Origin of the sequence: Serratia sp. CY27727 (genome assembly GCF_052169275.1) — a bacterium.
GTDB classification, from domain to species: domain Bacteria; phylum Pseudomonadota; class Gammaproteobacteria; order Enterobacterales; family Enterobacteriaceae; genus Serratia; species Serratia sarumanii.
The window spans coordinates 92,834-111,628 of record NZ_JBJNLB010000011.1; the positions used below are offsets into that span (position 1 = coordinate 92,834).

Below are 18,795 nucleotides of genomic sequence, written 5' to 3' on the forward strand. Positions count from 1 at the left end.
TGACGTACGGAGGAAACAACGGCGGAACGGTGGCGGCGTCAGATGTCTGGTGCGCAGCAGCGCTTGAGCAACAAAACCAGTCATGCCAATAACCCTCTGGCTTATAAGAAGCGGGAACACCGTCAGGGAACGGAGAGTGCTAAAATTTGCGCAATGATTGCATGATTCGTTGCGGGGTTCAAGCAAGAATCGCCTTGGTTTAACGCGCATTGATTTTACAATAACGCATTGTTATTTAATTAAAAAATTATAAAAACCCATCTTGACGACAGTATAAATACACGTTTTACATGCATATTTATTGAGTGGCAATACCCTCCAATCCCCCACTCCCCCGGGTTCACTGCCTGAAAATAGAGCAACCGATCGGCTTTGTGACAGAAAGCGATTGACGCCATCCGGCCAATACGGTTTAATGCGCCCCGTTGCCCGGATAGCTCAGTCGGTAGAGCAGGGGATTGAAAATCCCCGTGTCCTTGGTTCGATTCCGAGTCCGGGCACCATATTTAGAGAACCCGCCCAAAAGGCGGGTTTTTCGCTTTCCGAGGTACGGACTCTCCATCGAACTGCGTTCGATTATTCGGCCAAAGGCCTCACCCTGCGGGCCAGCGCTAAAGCGCTGTTCAACGCGGCGCAGGCGCCGGTTGTCCGAGTCCGGTCGCCCTATTCAGAAGAACCCGCCTATGGCGGGTTTTTCGCTTTCTGGAGTACGGACTCTCCATCGAACTGCGTTCGATTATTCGGCCCAAGGCCTCACTCTATGGGCCAGCGCTGAAGCGCTGTTCAACGCGGCGCCAGCGCCGGTTGTCCTAGTCCGGTCACCCTATTCAGAAGAACCCGCCTATGGCGGGTTTTTCGCTTTCTGGAGTACGGACTCTCCCTCGAACTGCGTTCGATTATTTGTCAGGTACGCCATGCGTTAAGCGATAGTGATCAGGGTCGGTTACAGCCAGGCAATCATCAATGGCAGAAAGGTTGTTGTGCAGCATACCAGCCTGGGCTCGTATCAGGCGGAAAACACTCTGGTTAGCCTATTCTGTTGGTTAATCAGCAAGTGGCCGCCGGCGAGGAAATGCCTTTCCAGGTGTGAATGAGCAATACCCCGGCGCTTCTTACCGGTGCCCAAGATGAATAAACCGGCTTCGCCGTTTATTAAAACTTAACGCGTTGTCTCCTACCATAAAATTTTATGACGGCTAATAATCAGCCGTTTTTTCCTGACTAATTTAAGATGCTTATAAAAAGACAACAGGCTAAATAAAAATAGTATTGCTGCAGAAAGCAAAAAAAACACTTAAGTTCCTTTTGTTAGAAAAAGAAAGCTCTAAAACTGATAAAATAGTAAGCCATCATTTTCAAAAAAAAGATTAGTCATCTTGCGATATTAACCAATACATAAATTCTCGGTGGCGATTCAGCATCAGTTTTTTCATAACCGACCGTTTATGGCTATGTACCGTTTTTACACTGACGCCGATCTCCCTGGCCGTCTGCGATTGATCCATCCCTCTTCGGAGATGACTGATTACCTGACATTCACGGTAAGTAAACGGGTGAGACACCAATGGGCGTATCACTCCATGACAATTAGCAAAAAGATTCGTCAGCAATGCGCTCAGCGCCTCTCTTCCCCATGTGCGTAACAGCACAAGCGATCGGTCTTCATGGATGCCGGACTTTCGCTCCTTGATCGCTACAATATGCGATGCGGCGCCATAACGCCATAGCGCCCGCCAATACTGGATACGCAAAGCCGATGAGACAAAAACGATATCGGGATGTTCTTCGTCATCCGAGGTTAAAAAAATCACCCGTTTCGCGTACTCCTGCGCATATTCCTCGATAATTAGCCGCAGGCCAACGGCAAAATAGTCGTTCTCATCATCAATAAGAATTTTTATTGGGCTCATTCTCTCCCCTTTTAAATCTCATGCGCTTTCATATAAAAGATGAGTGTCCAAACCCTCTATTAATATAAAAGAAGCCCCTTCCCTACGAGAGAAGTCAAGGCACGCTGAACACTAACGTTGCAGAACCGGTAAACGGCCCCGTATTTATCTCATTAAAAGGAACGTTCTTTTTTATCGGCACGAAGGTCAACGTATCACTGCCGATACCGTTCACAACTTTAGAATTAAAAATTTCATTAGGTTTAACAATCTTTCCTTTGTACACCATGGCAATACCAATGTTTTCATTCGAGGTTTTAATCACCTCAGAACTAAACCCGCTGGCGTTTCCGACTAAACGAACCGCGATATCTTGACTGGCGTTAGAATCCTCACAATAATAATCAAGGTTATGATTCTGCTTAATCACCGCGCTCTCCACGTCAGTAGTGAAATTGTCCTGACTGATCGGCCCAAAATCGATGTTCATCTGTTTGGCACCATTGATAGTACAGGTGGTCGTCGCGAAATAAGCGTCGTTATCAGCGATCAACAACCAATTATAAGGACCACATTCTGGGCAGCCTACCTGATTATTTACTTGCCACATATCAATCTTTGCTATTACATCCCCTTTTTTTATCACAACATCTCGTGAAGGCCGCTTATTCATTTTAATATACATGTTTATTGGCACATTCCTCTTCCCTCCACTCACCACCTGAAACAAATATTCAAGATTTTTTAGGGAAAGCATATTCCCAGGTATATCGAAATCTTTTCCATTAATTGTTATACCAAGCGTGAGCGGATATAAATCAGCTTTCCTAACAGACACTGCTTTAAAGTAGAGATAGTCAGTCCATATATGATTTCCAGGCAAATCGTTCTTACAATAAATCTGACTAACATTAACAATGCTGTTTTTCCCATCCACCAAATTCGGGGAAACTCTAATTCTAACCGGAAGAGGTTCTTCACTGCCACCCGCTCCAATAACCCCACCATCAGAGGTGATGCAAGTAAAGGCACGTGCTTCACCCATCAATAAAAAGAGCAGCACACTCAATAACACGCACGGAGCATTAACTTTATACATAATATCGTTTCTCTATGGTTATTCACCACAAGTTAAATAAAAAATACCGTCTTTTACAGCCTCTAGAGATAATCCGCCAACAGCGTCGCCGTAACGCTGAAGGTGCCTGATGATAATTGCATCCCAGCTCTTTTAACCGGCACTGCCTGCAATATTGGCGGGCTGTCTATTGCAATATCGATGCGCTTATTTAATTCAAGTGGTTGGCCGTCTCGCATTATGCGAATTGCCAAATCCGGAACGTTGGTTTGCAAAGCCGCCGTATCAAAGCCGCTGACTGGCCCGAAAAGCGTCAATCCCAACGCCATCCCGCCACCGCCCTGCTCACAGGTAATGCGGTAGTTGATCAATTGCAGGTAATTTTTACCATCCACCTTACTCACCCCTACCCGATCGCCAAAATCAACTTCAACGGTTTGCCCATTGTTGATCGTGCAAGGCGGTGGGGCATTCAGCGTGCCGTAAAAGACCATATCCGCGGTGGCTGCAGCCTGAGCCGCGCCGGTTTGCATCAATGCCAAGAGAGCCAACGCGCTCAGGCGTTTCGCTCTTATCGCTTTCCAATACGGACACATCGCTGGGCTCCTTGAAGAAAATATGTTTTGCGCCTCAATCCGGTCGCTACTGATAATCCACCAGCATGGTCGCCGTAGCGTAAAACGAGCCGCCGGACAGCTTCGCATCGTGACGTTTAACCGGCACAGCCTGCAGCAACGGCGTCTCGGGATAAATAAACTTAAACCAGCTATTAGGTGCCACAGGTTTGCCGTTGACGCGTAGCTCGACAGCCAAGTCAGGCATCGTGGTCGTTCGCAACGCATGCTGGTTGAAATCAGAGACATCGCCCTGCAGCTGCATGCGAAGCGCATTCGGGCTGTTACTATGACACTCCAGCGTATAATCCAACGATTTCAGGTAATTACTGCCATCGATACGAGTAGTGACTAGATCGTTGCCAAAATGAGTGACTATTGCCCGTTTACCGTTAATTGAGCAAGGCATCGGCGCAGTCACGGTGCCGCTGAAAGAGATGGCGGTATCCGCCCAAGAGGTGCCGGCGGGTATAACCGACAATGCCAAAAACAGCCATGCCGCCACCCGGAGTTTTCCTCTCACACTTGCCATTTATTTCGCTCCGTCAGTCATAATTCAGCCTGAAATCTATCGTTGCGGCATAAGCACCGGCCCTTAATGGCGCCGGGGTTCGTTCCGGCGCCACCTTATACGTAAGTACATTGTTCCCCTGCTCAAGCAATAACGGGGCGCCGCGTTCACCCAATCGGGCATCACGCCCCGCGGCATCCGTTACCCGCAGCCCGATGCCTGAAACGCCCACCAATTTGACCAACTGCGGATTATCCGCATCCGCAGGAGCACTGAAACCGATAGTGACCGCCGGTTGATAAGGCGCCCAGCTCAAAGAGCCGGTGCGTTCATCTCTGGTGCCGGCGCCTACGCTGCGTAGGCAATCGCGTAACCTCAAGGAAAATGCCACCGGTTCACCACGATCCCCCGCCCGCCGCAACTCCGCGGTGCCGATATCGTCCAAACGTATGTCTTGCCTGGCACTGTCCATCTCCAGCCGACAGGCGCTTTCCGTCAAAGCCCCTCTCACATGCAGCACGCCGTCGGCGCCGTAGGTATCGAGATCGTTTGCCGCTTGCGCTGCAGGCATGAGCCACAGCGTTGTCATAATAATTAGTGGCACCATCAGCGCCAGCCCGCCCAATACGGCGTAATAGCAGAGTTCGTAAGCAACATATGAATATGAGCGATGTACTCTCGCTTTTTCCCTTGTCATATCATCCCCTCCTGAGTAACTGTCGCAGCCCGCCTTCACTCATATTCCAGACCGAAAGTGGTGACGGCTGAGAATGCGCCAAGACTGATTTTCTTTTGCGCTATCGCCTCCCCCTCCGCCTGGATGTAAACCTGCAGTTGCAAACTGTTGGTGCCGTTAACCAGCGCATAGCCTTGGCCTGGCTTGTTCAATACGACGGGTTTCCCCTCCGCCGTCGCTATCCCTAAGGCGATGCCGCTGGCCTGGCTGCCGCCATCCAAAGCCAGCAGGCCGGGCAAAGCGGCGCTTTCAGTACCGCTAAACGTGAGCTTTACCGTTTTTCCCACGCTGACGTCGCAATCCTGTAAGGTCAGGCTAAACGGCTTTGCCGGTGTGCGACTGTGCATGTAGAGGTATTTGTCAATAACCGGATCCAGCTCCAATTGAATATCTTCATCGCCCATTCGCAACGTACATGGCTCCGTAACCAACGCTCCGTGCAATAACATGTTGTCCGTCGTAGCGACTGAACAATACGAACTCATGCTCGCGCTCAGGGCGAGCGTCATGCGCAATAACAGGCTTTTCATCTGACTCCCTAGGCTTTGAACACTGGTACTGACGTCAACCAATCGCCATCTCGTCATTAAGACGATTTTTTCTCCGGCGCCACCGTACAAGTCCCGCCGCGACAGTTAAACGCCAATTGCGGACGGCCGCCGTAGTCGTTGATGTAGGTCAGCACCGGGCTACCGCCTACGCTGGAGGCGCTCACCGTCAACGGTATCTGCCCCTTCGGCGGCACCATAAACGGTTCAAAATTATGCGGGCTGGCCGCACCTTTGCCCCTGGCCGCATCGACGATAGTGACGTAATACGGCGTCGGGTTATTGACGATGTACTTGTCGCCCTGTTTGGTCAGCGTCAGCTGCTCCTGCCACGGCGCGGCATTGCGTTCCGGCGCGATCGCCGCCGGGCGGTAGAACAGCTTGATGCGCGTCTGCAGCGCAATCTGCAGCGAGTTCGGCTTGTTGCTCTTCGGCGGGATCTCGCGCAGGTTGAAGTAGTACAGCGTCTCCCTGTCCTGCGGCAGCATCTTCGCCGCCGGCAACGCCTGGATCTTCACCTGGCTCGGCTTGCCCGGCTCGATGCGCTGCACCGGCGGCAGCACCGTCAGTGGGCTCTGGATCTTGTTGCCCTGCGCGTCTTCCAGCCAGCCCTGCGCCAGGTACGGCAGCTGCTTGTTCTGGTTGCTGACGCTCAGGCTCACCGACTGCACGCTGCCATCAAACACCACCCGGGTGCGATCCAGCGCGATGGCGGCATTCGCCGCAGGGGTCAAAGCCCCCGCCAGCAGCGAAGTGGTAGCCAGCAGGCCGATAACGTGACGTTTGCTCATCATAAAAACTCCTAAATTCAGTGTTCGTTGCCGCCGTCGCCCGCGCTCAGCGCCCGACACGGCAGCAGTAAATTGGTGGTCAACATCTCCGCCGGCAGCGGCGTCGGCATCTGCACCTCGCACTGCCCCGCCCCGCCCCAGCGCACCGTCATGCGCTCGCCGGCGTTGATGCCGCTCAGGTAAACGCTGCCGCCGTCGTTGACGATACCGGTCTCCTGCTTGCGGGCGTTCAGCACCGTGGCGCCGAACGGCGGTTCGCTGCCGTCCGCCAGCCTGATCACCGCCATCGCCTTCTCCCCGGCGATCACCGCAAACTTGCGGTAGCCGATAGCCCCTTCAGTCAGCGTCGCCTGCACCACCGATTTGGTGGCCTCGGCGTTATCCCCCAGCTTGTCGAGATCGATGCTGGCCTTGTTGCGGTAGTAACTGTTGACGTCCGTCACCACCGCCTTGCCCCAGCGATTGGTCGCCGCGGCGCTGCCATAGCCGCGCACCGGCACCCCGCTCACGCCTTCGGTATCCAACAGCAGCCGGGTGCTGCCCGGTATGTTGCTACGGTGCAACGCACCGCCTTCGGCGGTCAGCGTCATGCCCCCCTGTGCCGACAGGCCGATCGCGCTGTACCTGTCCTGCTGATAGCTGGCGTTGGCGCTAACGCGCGCCATATCGCTATCGCGGGTGTAATAGCCGCTCAAATTCGCGCCGCTGCGCGAGCCGCCGGCGCTGAGCTGGTAGTTGCTGCGCTCGTCGAGGCGATCGTAATAGCTCACCCGATGGGTGTTGTCGCTGCGGTTAAGCGTGGCGTTATAGCTGACGCTGGCGCCATTGCCCCACGGCACCGACAGCGACAAATAGGCGCCGTCGTCGTTACGCTCGTTGTAGCGGTTGCGGTAAGCCGTTAGCGACAAACTCAGGCTTCTGAACCGGCCAATATCGAAATAACGCGACATCGTCAGGTTGTAACGATCGTTAGCCGGCCGGTCCCAATAGGTTTGGTGGTTATAGTTCAAGTACGCGCTCAGCCCCAGCTCGCGCAGTTGCTGGCTATAGCTGATGGTGTACATCTCCTTGCTGTTGCCGAACCGTCGCCCGAACTGACGAGCGTCCAGAAACTCACTCATGCTCATAAAGCTCTGCTCCGAGAAACGGTAGCCGGCGAAAGTGACCTGGCTGTCCAGCTCGTCGAAACTCTTCGAGTAACTGAGCCGGTATGATCCGCCGCTCAGCGTCTCGCGGTCGTAGGGCAATCTGGCGCGCGACTGGGTGATATCGAATGACATCGCGCCCAATAGCATCAGATCGCGGCCGATGCCCAGCGCCGCAGCATTGTAATCCCCGCCCAGCAGTGCACCGCCGTACAGCGACCAACCGTTGCTCACCCCCCAGGAAAACTCGCCGGTGCCGAACAGCGGCCCTCGATAACGGTGATTCATATCGGAGGGTTTGCCCAAAGCCAGCTTATAGCGCACTGACCCGGGACGAGTCAGATACGGGATGCTGGCGGTGTTCATCGTGAACTCTTGTACGCTGCCATCCTGTTCTTCCACCCGCACATTCAATTCACCAGACACCGCATCATCAATATCTTGAATGCGGAACGGCCCCGCCGCTACCGTGGTTTCGTACAGTACCCGCCCTTGCTGACTGATGATTACCTTGGCGTTGCTTTTCGCCACGCCCACCACCTCCGGCGCATAGCCGCGCAGGTTGGGCGGCAACATACTGTCGTCGGAACGCAGGCTCACGCCGCCGAAGCGGAAACTGTCGAACAGCCCGGAATCGAGATAATCTTCACCGGCGGTCAATTTCGAACGCAGCGCTGGCAAAGCCCGATAAGCGTAGTAACGGCTCCATTCCAACCGTTTTTCCGCGCCCTGCCCGGCCCCGCTTTGCTGGCTAATGCTCGCTTGCCAGTCGGCCCGTAGCCGCCAGGCCCCCATGTTGGCGCCCGCCGTGCCGTTGCCGCTGGCATTGTATGACCGCGTACCGCCCTTTAACTGACGTTGCGCCTGCGCATTAAGGTTGTAATCGAGCAGCACTCCCGGTATGCCTTCGTCCCAGCGGGATGGCGGCTCCCAATCCTCCGAGATATAGTCCAGATAAGCCTGTGGGATGCTGAGATACAGCGACGACGACGCCAGATCGCCTCGCACCTCCATGCCCTTCAGGCTGGTTTCATTCAGACACTCTCCCTGGTGCCACCAGGTCAGTTCCTTCTGCATCGCCTCTTTCAGCCCCAACTGTGCCACCAGCGCTCGGTTTACACAGGCGCGGCTACCGTTGGGATCGTCTTCAGGGACATAAAAAGGCACCTGTTGCTCAGGAAGATCGCTTTTATTGACATGCACCGTCATGCCGTAAGTCCCCGGCATAATGTAACCGCCGCGCGTAAACTGGCTCAGATCGATGTTTTTGCGGTCGTTTATATCCAATACGTCGGTATTGAATTGGATTTCCTCCACGGCTCCAGCATTGGTCACCAGGCTGCCCAATGCCAGCGCTATCCAGACGCTCAGAATGGGTAAACGAAACGGCTTTCCTGCAGACAAAAACATCATATTCAAACCCTTTACTATAAACGTCCCTGAAATAGCCGGCCGACTCAGTAATAATCCATTTTGAATCTCACCGAAGTAAAATACTCACCCGATCTAAATGGCTGCCTGTTAGTCATTAACTTCATGACATAATCCAATCGACCATTTTTAAATGAATTATTACTTAGCGGCAGAGGTATTCCCGGCCTGACGATATTGCCATCCGCATCGCTGATAGCCAGTGCCACACCCGACGCCTTCCCCCCCACGCCAAACATCTGCCCGTCAACATTGCCGTCAAAAGTTATCTGAAACTGTCTCCATTCAGATATTGAGTTACTCCCCAGCGCTGAAATACAATTCACCAGATGAATGCTGAAGGGGGTTACTTTCCCTTCGCCGCCCGGATAAATATCCGAAAATGATGTAACATCCAGATCAAACACTTGTTCACGGCTCTCTGTAGCAATGGCGCAAGCAGCATCATTAATGGCGCCCTGCATGTTTATCCGCCCCTGAAAAAGTGGGGAGGATATAGCTGTTCCCTCAACGCTTAGCACTCCCAAAAACAGGAGAAGTCTTTTCACACCTTTTAAACCAAATTTCATTACCATTCCCTTTTGAAATAACGTTTATTTATAAATGGCATGCGAGTTCCCCCGCATGCCGATAATCACGCGTATTTCACCGGGTAATAGATTACTGATATGCCAGAGTGAAATCGGCTACGGCTTGGAATTCCCCAGGCACGATGACCGAATCAGAAGCCGAACTGCCCTGCAGATAAGCAGCAAAGCTCAGTTTGTTACGGCCATTTTGCAGTTCAATCGCATTGGAAGCTTTGCCCAGTTCGATCAGGTTCTTGTTAGCATCGGTAATAGCAATACCTGCGCCTTTCGCCTCACCGGTAATAGCCAGCAGTTTTTTGTCGGTTTCCGAAGCGGTACCGTTGAACGTCAGCGTAACGGTGTTATTTTTCCCTGGCGCTTCCGTTTTCAGATCACAGCCTTCCAGCTGAATATGAAAATCGCGCGGGGTCGATGCCTTGCTACCGTTTTTCAGCGCCGCATTGGAAATAGCCCCCAGCTCAACGGTCTGATCGATTGACTCAGGCGCGATGGAACATGGCGCATCGATAATGGAACCGCTGAAGGTCACAGTGCCACTGCCCTGATTAGCAGCATGAGCCAGAGAAGAAACACCAAACGCCATGACGGCAGCCAGCATGATTTTATTCAGTTTCATATAACCAATTATCCTTAATCGTATTAATACATAAGGTATTTTCTTAACAATGAGTAATGTGTATCAACGGCCTGGCCTGATGCTTTAAAAACCAAGCCGCCTTTTCACGCGGCTATTACTGATGTAGTGGATAACCATGGTTAATAGGTCAGCCACATACTATTCAAGGAATAAACCAATTACTCTCCTGTTTTTCCCAACCGATGAAATCCTCCATCGCCGGGGTGAAGCCACTTTAGCGCCCCTGCCGCAATCTTGAAATATTATTTCATCAAACACTGTAAATACGATATTAAAAACTAAAAAACACCATTAAATTACAAACAGACACTAAACATGACATCATTTAGCTCAATAGTTAGATCTCCATAAAAAATTCATTATGGATAAATTATCACTTAGTGACAGATATCAGTATTATTGGAAAACACAGAGAATCAGGGTTATTGAAAAATATAACCTCTCAGCGCAAAATCCCTTCCCGAAACAAAAAATGAGAGGATTCCTATGATTTTCATTATAAATGGAAGGGTTAAGTTCAATGAATACGAAGGAACCCTGGAGAGCGTCAATGCCCCGCAAAATATGCAGCCGCTAGCGGCCGCGGCTTGCCGTTTGCTTTCTATTTTCGTCAGGAACAATGAAATGTTGATTAAGCGTCAACAATTACTTGAAGAGGTCTGGGAAGAACGGGGACTAAAAGGAACAAACAGCAACTTGAATAACTATATCTCACTATTGCGTCGCCATCTGGCGCAACTTGGCGAGACGGAGTTGATAATCACTTACCCCCGACAAGGCTTTAAGTTCGTTGCAAAAAAAATTAGCCGACACGCCACTGCCGAACCGGAAAAAGAACAAAACATAATGGAGGAAACCGCTGTTCCCACGCAACCGCCGGGGCAAGCCGCCCCCAGAGGGCGTGGTAGCGGAAAATTATTATCGGCCTGGCGGCATTTTCAGAGTTGGAATAAATGGGTTAATCTCATCCTATTCATCAGCATCGCTGCATTGATCATGGCCAGCCATCAGTACTCCGTGCGTAACAACCTATTCCGCGGCACTCAGTTCGCGGGTTGCCAAATATACAACATGGGGTGGGATTATCCAGAGAAGGAAACGGTAACCGACATGGTAAAGGCCTATGTCAATTGCCAGAAAAAGACTAAAGTTTATTACTATAACAAAATCACTCAGGATAACAGGCAGTTTGAAGAGAAAATGCTCGTATCCTGCCGGGAAAACGCAGGCCGCCAACCTTGCGAAGTGGTTTATATTCCATAATTGAGTAACGTTTTTCACTACCAGTGATACAAAAACAGCAAGATGTCCGTTCACGGACACGTTCAACCTGCCGTTATTTGCTATACACGCCATCACCAACCACATCCCATAATCGTCTCATTATGGGATGTTCCCATCATTTTCTGGTTACGGAACACAGCAGCTCAGGCTGTCTGCCGTAGTACATAATAAAATTGTCATCATTCAATTTGGCAATTTTTAAAACATAGTAATGTTTTTCCTCACCCAACAGAAACGTCTGCGCATCGGAGTAGGTGAAGTTATCCATGGATTGAAGGATTTTCTTTTCAATGGCGACATAGTAGTACCCACGATGATAGTGATACTTCGTTTCGAGCACGCGGGCTATCACCTGCTTCTTTCCATCCCGATAGGCTAAACCGTTAAGCGTAATGGTCGCGCGGCGCCATCCCGAACGCACGATGTTCACGTACAAACCGCTGGTTACCGTCCCATTCGGCGTCATGCGCGTCGTCGATAAAGACGCATTGCACTCAGGGAAATCTCGCGAGGCGGTCAATAAATAAATCAATATAACAATAACAAGGGCAATAGCAGCAGATAATGCCAGGTAGAAAGCACGGCGCGAACTAACCTTCATTGATCACCTCAAACTCATCTTCACAGTGCGCATCCATATTCTTAACGCGGTGTTTCGGGCAATACGAGATGAAATCAATCAGCTTTTTGTAGTTCGTATAATGGTATGTCAATCGAGAGTAATAAACCGTTGCCGGTACATCACAATCAAAACCACGGCTTTTGAGCCTTTCCAGGGCGTCGGCAATATACCGCTCGTCGATCCGCTCGCTGGCGTTCAGCGTCTCCACGCGGCAAGATTTGTAGCTGGCGATCTGGGTCTGATAAGCGGTGTCGTAACGTTCGGTAAAAAAGTAAACGCCCGCCAATACCAACGCAATCCCGATAAACAGCAGCGTTACCTTAGGTAAAATGGCATCGCAACGGCGCCGGACGGGTAAAGGCGCGGCAGGAACAGTTTCGTCCTGCGTCATATTGTCCGCCACGGAATGAATGCTGGCGGCGGTAAACATAAATCCCTGCCTCGGCACGGTAACCAGAATTTCGCTCTCTCCCAAGCCGGAAAATGTACGGCGCAGGCTGGCGATATAGTTGTTCAGGTTACTGTTCGAGGCCGTTTTGCCATGATCGTCCCAGACGGTGGAAAAAATAAAGTCCCGGCTAATCAAGATGCCGTTATTTTTTACCAACAGTGCGAGCAGACGATTGGCTATCGTGGTGAGCGTCACCGGTTCGAGGTTCTCCTCCGCCAACGCCAGCGTCGAGTTATCCTCATCGAAGATAATTCGGTTATTGATTAAGAACCTCATAATCGCTCTCTTAGACCTACTCCTGGCGCGGATTATAGCTGAAACATAAGAATCTTCCTATCACACGAACAATTAACCGCCGCGCGGTTAGACAAGTCTTACTCACAACGTAACCACGTCGAGCGTGACGGCCAGCCTCTCTGACCTTCCGCCGACATTGAGCCGGTGTCCACTAAACGAACAGCGCATTTTGCATGCAACATGAGCAATCTTTGCTCAGCCGATCAGTACCCGCAGGGAGGGAATGCTTAGGATTCAGGAGGGATACAGCGAAGGAAGAGGCTCACTGCAGCAGGAAAACCCCTGCTCACTGCCTCGCCACACCATTACAAGTTACACTTCAACACGTTGAATTATATGACAAAAAGCAAATCACAACAGGCTGATTTCATAATTTCACTTTTAATTTCATATTTTCAAAACGCCCTCTGCTTCTAATATCATGTTATTTCACCTTCCCAGGACGCATTTTAGGGCTATTCTAGGCAACGAATACTTGATCCCAGAGACATAAGACGAACGCAGACCAGTGTCGACACGAGAACAACTGATGAAAACCCAACGGCTTTTCTTTTCCCTGGGTTGGCGTTTTTATGGAATGATAAATAAGACTTTATCGGATTTATACCTAAACGAGTTAATTATAAACACACGGAAGCTTTTATTGGGACTTTCATGGAAGAAATACGCCCGTAGCCTTTACCTGATGTGCTACCGAATTCTAAACGAGCATTTAAATAATGCGGTATTTTTGGCCCGCACACCTTTTAATTACATTTAATTCGTGAAGCTTACTTATAAGAAAAAGGCAGCCTGGTTGCTATAAGCCGCCCTTCTGCAGCCGTATTTCTGGGTATTATTCTCATTATACTGGAGCTTATTAATGAATCAGCGTTTGGATATCATCGGTATTGGCCTTGGCCCGTCGAATCTTAGCCTGGCGGCCTTAGGGAGTGAAATAGAGGGATTTACGGGGCAATTCCTGGAACGCAAACCCCATTTCTCCTGGCACCCAGGGATGATCCTGGCGGATTGCAGCATGCAGACCAACTTTTTAAAAGACCTGGTGAGCGCGGTTGCCCCAACCAATCGGTACAGCTTTCTCAACTATCTGGTAAAAAACAGGAAATTCTACCGTTTTCTGACCACGGAACAGCGCACCGCATCGCGTGAAGAGTTCGCCGATTACCTCTCCTGGGCCGCCGGCGGCATGCGCTCATTAGCATTTAATCAAGACGTTCAACGGGTCGAGTTTGACGATCGGCAGCGTCAGTTCGTGGTGACCACCTCGAATAAGGTCTTCCACGCCAGGCACGTCAGCATTGGGATTGGCAAGAAAATAAAGTTGCCTGATTGCGTGACGGCGCAAAGCGATCGCTGTTTCCATGCCAGCGAAATGATGCTGCGCAACCCCGATCTGACAGGCAAACGCGTGGCGATCGTCGGCGGCGGCCAGAGCGGCGCCGACCTGTTCCTGAATATTTTTAAAGGGGAATGGGGGCAACCGGAACAGCTCGACTGGATATCGCGCCGCAACAATTACAACGCGCTCGATGAAGCGGCCTTTGCCAACGAATATTTCACGCCCGATTACGTCGAGAGCTTTTACTCACTGGATAGCGCGGCCAAGCGGCATATGCTGGCCGAACAGAAGATGACCTCAGACGGCATCACCAGTGAGTCGCTGCTGGCGATTTATCGCGCCATGTACCACCGCTTCGACGTCCTGCGCGAGAAATTATGGGTGCGCCTGCTGCCCAGCCGTTCGCTGACGGCCGTGAAACACACGCTGGATAACGCCTACCAACTCGAAACGCGCCATCATCTCGATCACGGCGAAGAAGCCTTCAAGGCGGACGTGGTGATCTTTGCCACCGGTTACCAATCGGCAACGCCAGAGTTCCTTGAGCCTTTGGCCCACCGTTTGCTGACCACTGCGGATGGCGAATACCGCATCGCTCCCGACTTTACCTTTGAGTGGGAAGGCCCTGCGGAGAACTGCTTATTCGCCATGAACGCCAGTATGCATAATCACGGCATTGCCGATCCGCAGTTGAGCCTGATGGCGTGGCGATCGGCCCGTATTCTTAATCGCGCTTTAGAACAACAGCCGTTTGATCTGAGTACAACGCCGAGTGCAATTCAATGGCGAAGTGAAGGTGTCTCTCCCACGTTTTAACCGCGAGCACGCCTTAATCATTATCACAGCGCTATGATGGAATGACGTATATGAAAAGACAAATTATTAAATTTATTATAAAGCAGTTGGCCGTATTGGCCCCCGAATTCAAGGCCAGATTGCTCTACAAAAAAGCGTTTGGCAAACCGTTAAACTTACAGGCGCCGTCCACCTGGAATGAAAAGATCAATCACCTGAAGTTGAATGGCTATAGTCACAATGCGTTGGTGAAGCAATGCGCAGATAAATATGCGGTGAGAGAGTACATCAAAGAAAAGGGGTGCGAAGAGATCCTGAATGAATTGTACTTTGCCTGCGATTCAGTAAACGATATTCCGTGGGACGCGTTGCCGGACAAATTTGTGATCAAAGGGAATCACGGTTCCGGATATAACCTGATTTGCCAGAATAAAAAAATGCTGAATATCACGAGCGCCAAAAAATTGATCGACGGCTGGATGAAAGACGATTATTGGAAAACCTATGTAGAACTCAACTACAAAGGGATACAAAAAAAGATCATTGGGGAGAAATATATCGAATCGGCCAATGGTCACGGGCCTGAAGACTATAAAATCTATTGTTTCCGCGGCGTGCCTTACTGCACGTTGCTGTGTGTCGGCAGAGATACCGGGTCGCCGAAGTATTACTTCTTTGACAAAGATTTCAAGTTTCTGTGCTACAGCGATGACTGCCTGGCCTTGAGCCAGGAAGAAATAGACGCCTTCGTGAAGCCAGAAGGCTACGATGAGCTGTTTGAGTACGCCTCACGCTTGTCCGCGCCCTTCGAGTTTGTTCGCGTTGATTTCTACATCTCCAAAGGCCAGATCATTTTCGGCGAATTGACCTTTACCCCCTCCGCCGGGCTGGATACGGATATCCTGCCGCCAACCGATGTTTTGCTTGGCGAGATGTTGACGTTGCAACAGCACTGATTTTCACCTGGCCCCACGGTGAAGATCGGCAATACCTGCCGGCATGTTCGCGGCCTGCCGGCCGGTATTGCCCTGAGGGTTATCGGGCCGCCGATCTCGCCGGTTCATGCCGCCGTTACAGCAAAACCCCTGCCGGCAATCCCTGGCAGCCCACGCCCGGCCCAAGAACAATACCTCAGCCAGACCACATAACCATTTGAAAAATAATGGCATTAAACGATTAATAAGAATCACTTACATATTTATAATAAAATGTTCTATATGTATAGGAAGCTATAATATAAGATACAGGAAAGTTTCCCTGGTGTTGTTGTGTGTCTTTGCCCTATTTTATAGGGCTTTTTTTGCCAAAAATCGTTGATAACCGTGATTTTTTACCTGCCTTCGCTATTCTCCGCCCCATAAAAACCATAACCATTTCTAATTAATGCTAATCCTTCTTATTCCTGACTTACCAATAATAACAATGAGTTGCTATTAACCCGGCAAAGCAACTGGCGGCGCGCTTCCGGGTTCCGCGGCCGGAATGTCCACCCTAAAGGTAGGTTTTTGCCTGACGCGAACGGATGCTACTATCGGCCTTTTTCGAGGATGTTGATCCGCATGTTATTGTCCAACCGGCATTTTATCTCCGCGCTTCTGGCGCTCGCCATCGGCCTTTGGCTGCCGGGCTCCGTGCTGGCCAGGCCCGATTTGGAACGCAAGATCGGCACTACCGTAGCCGATAGCGATTCTGCGGATTATCGTTTCAGCGATCTGCGCTTCACCTCCGCCGATGGCCAACGGCATTACCGTGTTCGCATCGCCCAGCCGCGTCGGGCGCCTGCGCCTGACGGCTATCCAACGGTTTATTTCCTCGATGGCAATGCGGTGCTGATGGAGTTGAACGCCGCCTTACTGGCCAAATTGGCAGCGGCGAAGCGGCCGCCGGTGCTGGTGATGATCGGTTATGACAACGATCTGCGCATCGATGCCGCCGGCCGCGCCTACGACTATACGCTCCCTCTGCCGGCAGGCATGAAGAAACCGCCGCGAGCCGTCGGGGGCGCGGATGCGTTCCTGCAATTGATTGAAGCTCGGATCAAACCGGCGATCGCCGCCAAACTGGCGGTCGATCCGCAGCGGCAAACGCTGTGGGGCCACTCCTACGGCGGGCTCTTCGTTCTGCACACGCTGTTCACCCATCCCGCCGCCTTCCAGCGCTACATCGCCGTGGAACCCTCGCTGTGGTGGGGCAACGGCATGATCCTGCAAGAAGCGCAGCAGATGACGGAACGACGTGCGGTGCCGGCGACAAGGCTGCAACTGTGGGTTGGCCTGGCGGAACGCGATCGCGCGGCTCCGCCCGGCGTGAAGAGCCCCACTCTGCCGGCGGATGCAACGCATTTGCTGGCCGAACAGCTGGCGCAGCTCGGCGGTCTCACCATCGGCTATCGGGAGTGGCCCGCCTTAGGGCACGGCGCCATGCTGGGCGCGGCCATCGAGCCGGCGCTGAGCAGCGTCATCGCAGAGGATTGAATCCGCGGATTGGAAGGTATCGGCCGCATTTTCATCTGCGGCACATATCTTCTGATGAGAAGAGTGTTTACTATCTGAGACGGTGAAGGGTGGTCGCGGATGGGGGCGTCAAAAAACAAAGTGGCTCCCCCGTCGGCAAGTGAGCTTGCTCTATCCGGTGGAGCCATACAGTACTGCAGTTTTCCCGGTGGGGCCCTGGTGAGGCGCAAGTAGGAAAAGATGGTGTTGGCAGGGCATTTCAGCGTTTTAATACCGCCTGTTCACTATTTTCTTCTCCCTGTGACGCCTACTATAAGCGCCCGCTCACCGGGTGGAAAAGGGTGAAAACCACCCTTGAAATACATTAATTAAAGTGATATTAGAAGCGGTTGGAGCGAAAGCGCCTAGTTCGGTTTTGAATAATTAAATCAGGGAATTATATTAAAAATGAATATTAATATCACCGACAAACCCAACCCGCAGGATGAAGAGTTCGTTATCGACAGCCTTTGGGCGCACAATCACAAAACCCAGCCCGTAGACATTCACCCGCTGTTCCTGACCGTCACCGACGACAACCAGCAGATCGTCGGCGGCCTGGTCGCGCGCACCTGGTGGGGCGGCCTGGAAGTGCAGTATCTGTGGGTCGGCGATCAATGCCGCAAAAGCGGATACGGCCGCCAATTGATGGAGCTGGCCGAAGAAGAAGCCCGCAAGCGCGGTTGCCATATGGCCTATGTCGATACCTTCGATTTCCAGGCCAGAGGCTTCTACGAAAAACTGGGCTACCGGGTCTACGGGGAGCTGGGCGACTATGCGCATCGCCACACCCGCCATTACCTGGCTAAAAGCCTGTAACGCAGCCTGAGCGGCACAGAGGTGGGTATGGGTTCATCGCATAAAAATAATGAATCTTATTTTAAGGGCCTCATCACCATGATGGAGCACCTGAGCGAACCCTGGGGCATCAAAGATCAGCTGTCCCGCCACCTCTATATGAACCGCGCCGCTTATCTCTATACCAATACGCCGCTGAATTTCGACGTCGCCGGTAAATATGACCACGAATTCCCCGCCGACTGGGCCGACTCCGCCGCCGACTTTATCGAACATGACAAGATGACCGAAGCGGCGCGCGATCGGGTCACGGTCATAGAAACGCACTACTGGTACGGCAAAGACAGCCTGACGCCGTTTATCAGCGAAAAGCTGCCGGTGTACAACGATGACAAACAGGTGATTGGCGTGATCTGGAACGCCAAGCCGATGAACAGCCTGTCGCCGCTGAAATACATCAATCAGCAAAAACCCAGCGTGTTGACCACCGAAGTCAATAACGAGCTGTTCACCCGTGCCGAACTCGATGTCATTTTCCTTATGCTGCAACGATTTACGGTGAAAGAGATCGCCAAAATCTATAACGTCAGCAATAAGACCATCGAAAACCGCATTTATAACATCTACCAGAAGGCCAACGTGCATACTCAGCAGCAATTTGAGGAATACTGCAAATACGCCAATCTGGATAACTACATTCCCGATCGCCTGATAACCAAAGGCATTCAGTTTATTTGAACCACA

18 protein-coding genes and 1 tRNA gene are annotated in these 18,795 nt (G+C 51.5%); 7 read left to right on the forward strand and 12 right to left on the reverse strand.

Translation table 11 applies throughout. From position 1 onward, the window contains the following. Nucleotides 1–427 precede the first annotated feature (427 nt). A tRNA-Phe gene (locus ACJ8HB_RS21265) sits at nucleotides 428–503 on the forward strand. An 864-nt stretch (nucleotides 504–1,367) separates the two neighbouring features. Here ACJ8HB_RS21265 and ACJ8HB_RS21270 read toward each other — a convergent pair. The 10 genes from ACJ8HB_RS21270 to ACJ8HB_RS21315 form a co-directional block, all read right to left on the reverse strand. Further along, entirely contained in the window at nucleotides 1,368–1,910 is a 543-nt protein-coding gene (locus tag ACJ8HB_RS21270) for a helix-turn-helix transcriptional regulator (protein ID WP_047570529.1), read from the reverse strand. A gap of 94 nt (nucleotides 1,911–2,004) precedes the next feature. After that, entirely contained in the window at nucleotides 2,005–2,988 is a 984-nt protein-coding gene (locus tag ACJ8HB_RS21275; RefSeq protein WP_223307137.1) for a fimbrial protein, read from the reverse strand. Between the two features lie 62 nt (nucleotides 2,989–3,050). Continuing rightward, nucleotides 3,051–3,563: a fimbrial protein gene (locus tag ACJ8HB_RS21280; RefSeq protein WP_047570527.1), complete on the reverse strand. Its 513-nt coding sequence runs from the start codon at nucleotides 3,561–3,563 to the stop codon at nucleotides 3,051–3,053. A gap of 46 nt (nucleotides 3,564–3,609) precedes the next feature. Further along, nucleotides 3,610–4,113, reverse strand: coding sequence for a fimbrial protein (locus tag ACJ8HB_RS21285; protein WP_052133481.1), 504 nt, complete (start codon nucleotides 4,111–4,113; stop codon nucleotides 3,610–3,612). Nucleotides 4,114–4,126: 13 nt separating this feature from the next. Then, the gene (locus ACJ8HB_RS21290) at nucleotides 4,127–4,789 is read right to left on the reverse strand and encodes a fimbrial protein (RefSeq protein ID WP_047570525.1); all 663 of its coding nucleotides are present in this window, start codon (nucleotides 4,787–4,789) and stop codon (nucleotides 4,127–4,129) included. Between the two features lie 35 nt (nucleotides 4,790–4,824). Then, nucleotides 4,825–5,358 (reverse strand): fimbrial protein, encoded by a 534-nt coding sequence (locus ACJ8HB_RS21295; protein ID WP_080298879.1) that lies wholly within the window; start codon nucleotides 5,356–5,358, stop codon nucleotides 4,825–4,827. A 56-nt stretch (nucleotides 5,359–5,414) separates the two neighbouring features. Continuing rightward, nucleotides 5,415–6,170 (reverse strand): fimbria/pilus periplasmic chaperone, encoded by a 756-nt coding sequence (locus ACJ8HB_RS21300; RefSeq protein WP_094860153.1) that lies wholly within the window; start codon nucleotides 6,168–6,170, stop codon nucleotides 5,415–5,417. Between the two features lie 14 nt (nucleotides 6,171–6,184). Next, entirely contained in the window at nucleotides 6,185–8,725 is a 2,541-nt protein-coding gene (locus ACJ8HB_RS21305) for an outer membrane usher protein (protein WP_060424522.1), read from the reverse strand. A 44-nt stretch (nucleotides 8,726–8,769) separates the two neighbouring features. Further along, entirely contained in the window at nucleotides 8,770–9,312 is a 543-nt protein-coding gene (locus ACJ8HB_RS21310; RefSeq protein ID WP_223307136.1) for a fimbrial protein, read from the reverse strand. 91 nt (nucleotides 9,313–9,403) lie between these two features. Next, the gene (locus tag ACJ8HB_RS21315) at nucleotides 9,404–9,949 is read right to left on the reverse strand and encodes a fimbrial protein (protein ID WP_047570521.1); all 546 of its coding nucleotides are present in this window, start codon (nucleotides 9,947–9,949) and stop codon (nucleotides 9,404–9,406) included. Between the two features lie 507 nt (nucleotides 9,950–10,456). Between ACJ8HB_RS21315 and ACJ8HB_RS21320 the strand changes: the two genes are divergently transcribed. Further along, nucleotides 10,457–11,233, forward strand: a complete 777-nt coding sequence (locus ACJ8HB_RS21320; RefSeq protein ID WP_052133480.1) for a transcriptional regulator — start codon at nucleotides 10,457–10,459, stop codon at nucleotides 11,231–11,233. 136 nt (nucleotides 11,234–11,369) lie between these two features. Here ACJ8HB_RS21320 and ACJ8HB_RS21325 read toward each other — a convergent pair whose 3' ends face one another. Then, nucleotides 11,370–11,855, reverse strand: a complete 486-nt coding sequence (locus ACJ8HB_RS21325) for a hypothetical protein (RefSeq protein WP_033636027.1) — start codon at nucleotides 11,853–11,855, stop codon at nucleotides 11,370–11,372. After that, a complete protein-coding gene (locus tag ACJ8HB_RS21330; RefSeq protein WP_047570517.1) occupies nucleotides 11,845–12,603 on the reverse strand; it encodes a winged helix-turn-helix domain-containing protein in 759 nt (252 codons plus the stop codon). Before ACJ8HB_RS21330 ends, ACJ8HB_RS21325 begins: the two co-directional genes overlap by 11 nt. An 883-nt stretch (nucleotides 12,604–13,486) precedes the next feature. Between ACJ8HB_RS21330 and ACJ8HB_RS21335 the strand changes: the two genes are divergently transcribed. From ACJ8HB_RS21335 to ACJ8HB_RS21355, 5 genes are all read left to right on the forward strand, one after another. Continuing rightward, nucleotides 13,487–14,782, forward strand: a complete 1,296-nt coding sequence (locus ACJ8HB_RS21335) for a lysine N(6)-hydroxylase/L-ornithine N(5)-oxygenase family protein (protein WP_047570515.1) — start codon at nucleotides 13,487–13,489, stop codon at nucleotides 14,780–14,782. 50 nt (nucleotides 14,783–14,832) lie between these two features. Then, on the forward strand, nucleotides 14,833–15,717 hold the full coding sequence (locus ACJ8HB_RS21340; RefSeq protein WP_047570512.1) for an ATP-grasp fold amidoligase family protein: 885 nt from the start codon (nucleotides 14,833–14,835) through the stop codon (nucleotides 15,715–15,717). A 603-nt stretch (nucleotides 15,718–16,320) separates the two neighbouring features. After that, nucleotides 16,321–17,235, forward strand: a complete 915-nt coding sequence (locus ACJ8HB_RS21345) for an alpha/beta hydrolase (RefSeq protein WP_047571726.1) — start codon at nucleotides 16,321–16,323, stop codon at nucleotides 17,233–17,235. Nucleotides 17,236–17,661: 426 nt separating this feature from the next. Then, nucleotides 17,662–18,072: a GNAT family N-acetyltransferase gene (locus ACJ8HB_RS21350; RefSeq protein WP_004937348.1), complete on the forward strand. Its 411-nt coding sequence runs from the start codon at nucleotides 17,662–17,664 to the stop codon at nucleotides 18,070–18,072. Nucleotides 18,073–18,099: 27 nt separating this feature from the next. Beyond that, nucleotides 18,100–18,789, forward strand: coding sequence for a helix-turn-helix transcriptional regulator (locus tag ACJ8HB_RS21355; protein ID WP_033636032.1), 690 nt, complete (start codon nucleotides 18,100–18,102; stop codon nucleotides 18,787–18,789). The last annotated feature ends 6 nt before the right edge of the window (nucleotides 18,790–18,795 follow it).

Bases quoted from the DNA above. Each gene is read 5' to 3' on its own strand.
- ACJ8HB_RS21270 (WP_047570529.1), bottom strand. From the start codon at position 1,910: ATGAGCCCAATAAAAATTCTTATTGATGATGAGAACGACTATTTTGCC.
- ACJ8HB_RS21275 (WP_223307137.1), bottom strand. From the start codon at position 2,988: ATGTATAAAGTTAATGCTCCGTGCGTGTTATTGAGTGTGCTGCTCTTT.
- ACJ8HB_RS21280 (WP_047570527.1), bottom strand. From the start codon at position 3,563: ATGTGTCCGTATTGGAAAGCGATAAGAGCGAAACGCCTGAGCGCGTTG.
- ACJ8HB_RS21285 (WP_052133481.1), bottom strand. From the start codon at position 4,113: ATGGCAAGTGTGAGAGGAAAACTCCGGGTGGCGGCATGGCTGTTTTTG.
- ACJ8HB_RS21290 (WP_047570525.1), bottom strand. From the start codon at position 4,789: ATGACAAGGGAAAAAGCGAGAGTACATCGCTCATATTCATATGTTGCT.
- ACJ8HB_RS21295 (WP_080298879.1), bottom strand. From the start codon at position 5,358: ATGAAAAGCCTGTTATTGCGCATGACGCTCGCCCTGAGCGCGAGCATG.
- ACJ8HB_RS21300 (WP_094860153.1), bottom strand. From the start codon at position 6,170: ATGATGAGCAAACGTCACGTTATCGGCCTGCTGGCTACCACTTCGCTG.
- ACJ8HB_RS21305 (WP_060424522.1), bottom strand. From the start codon at position 8,725: ATGATGTTTTTGTCTGCAGGAAAGCCGTTTCGTTTACCCATTCTGAGC.
- ACJ8HB_RS21310 (WP_223307136.1), bottom strand. From the start codon at position 9,312: ATGAAATTTGGTTTAAAAGGTGTGAAAAGACTTCTCCTGTTTTTGGGA.
- ACJ8HB_RS21315 (WP_047570521.1), bottom strand. From the start codon at position 9,949: ATGAAACTGAATAAAATCATGCTGGCTGCCGTCATGGCGTTTGGTGTT.
- ACJ8HB_RS21320 (WP_052133480.1), top strand. From the start codon at position 10,457: ATGATTTTCATTATAAATGGAAGGGTTAAGTTCAATGAATACGAAGGA.
- ACJ8HB_RS21325 (WP_033636027.1), bottom strand. From the start codon at position 11,855: ATGAAGGTTAGTTCGCGCCGTGCTTTCTACCTGGCATTATCTGCTGCT.
- ACJ8HB_RS21330 (WP_047570517.1), bottom strand. From the start codon at position 12,603: ATGAGGTTCTTAATCAATAACCGAATTATCTTCGATGAGGATAACTCG.
- ACJ8HB_RS21335 (WP_047570515.1), top strand. From the start codon at position 13,487: ATGAATCAGCGTTTGGATATCATCGGTATTGGCCTTGGCCCGTCGAAT.
- ACJ8HB_RS21340 (WP_047570512.1), top strand. From the start codon at position 14,833: ATGAAAAGACAAATTATTAAATTTATTATAAAGCAGTTGGCCGTATTG.
- ACJ8HB_RS21345 (WP_047571726.1), top strand. From the start codon at position 16,321: ATGTTATTGTCCAACCGGCATTTTATCTCCGCGCTTCTGGCGCTCGCC.
- ACJ8HB_RS21350 (WP_004937348.1), top strand. From the start codon at position 17,662: ATGAATATTAATATCACCGACAAACCCAACCCGCAGGATGAAGAGTTC.
- ACJ8HB_RS21355 (WP_033636032.1), top strand. From the start codon at position 18,100: ATGGGTTCATCGCATAAAAATAATGAATCTTATTTTAAGGGCCTCATC.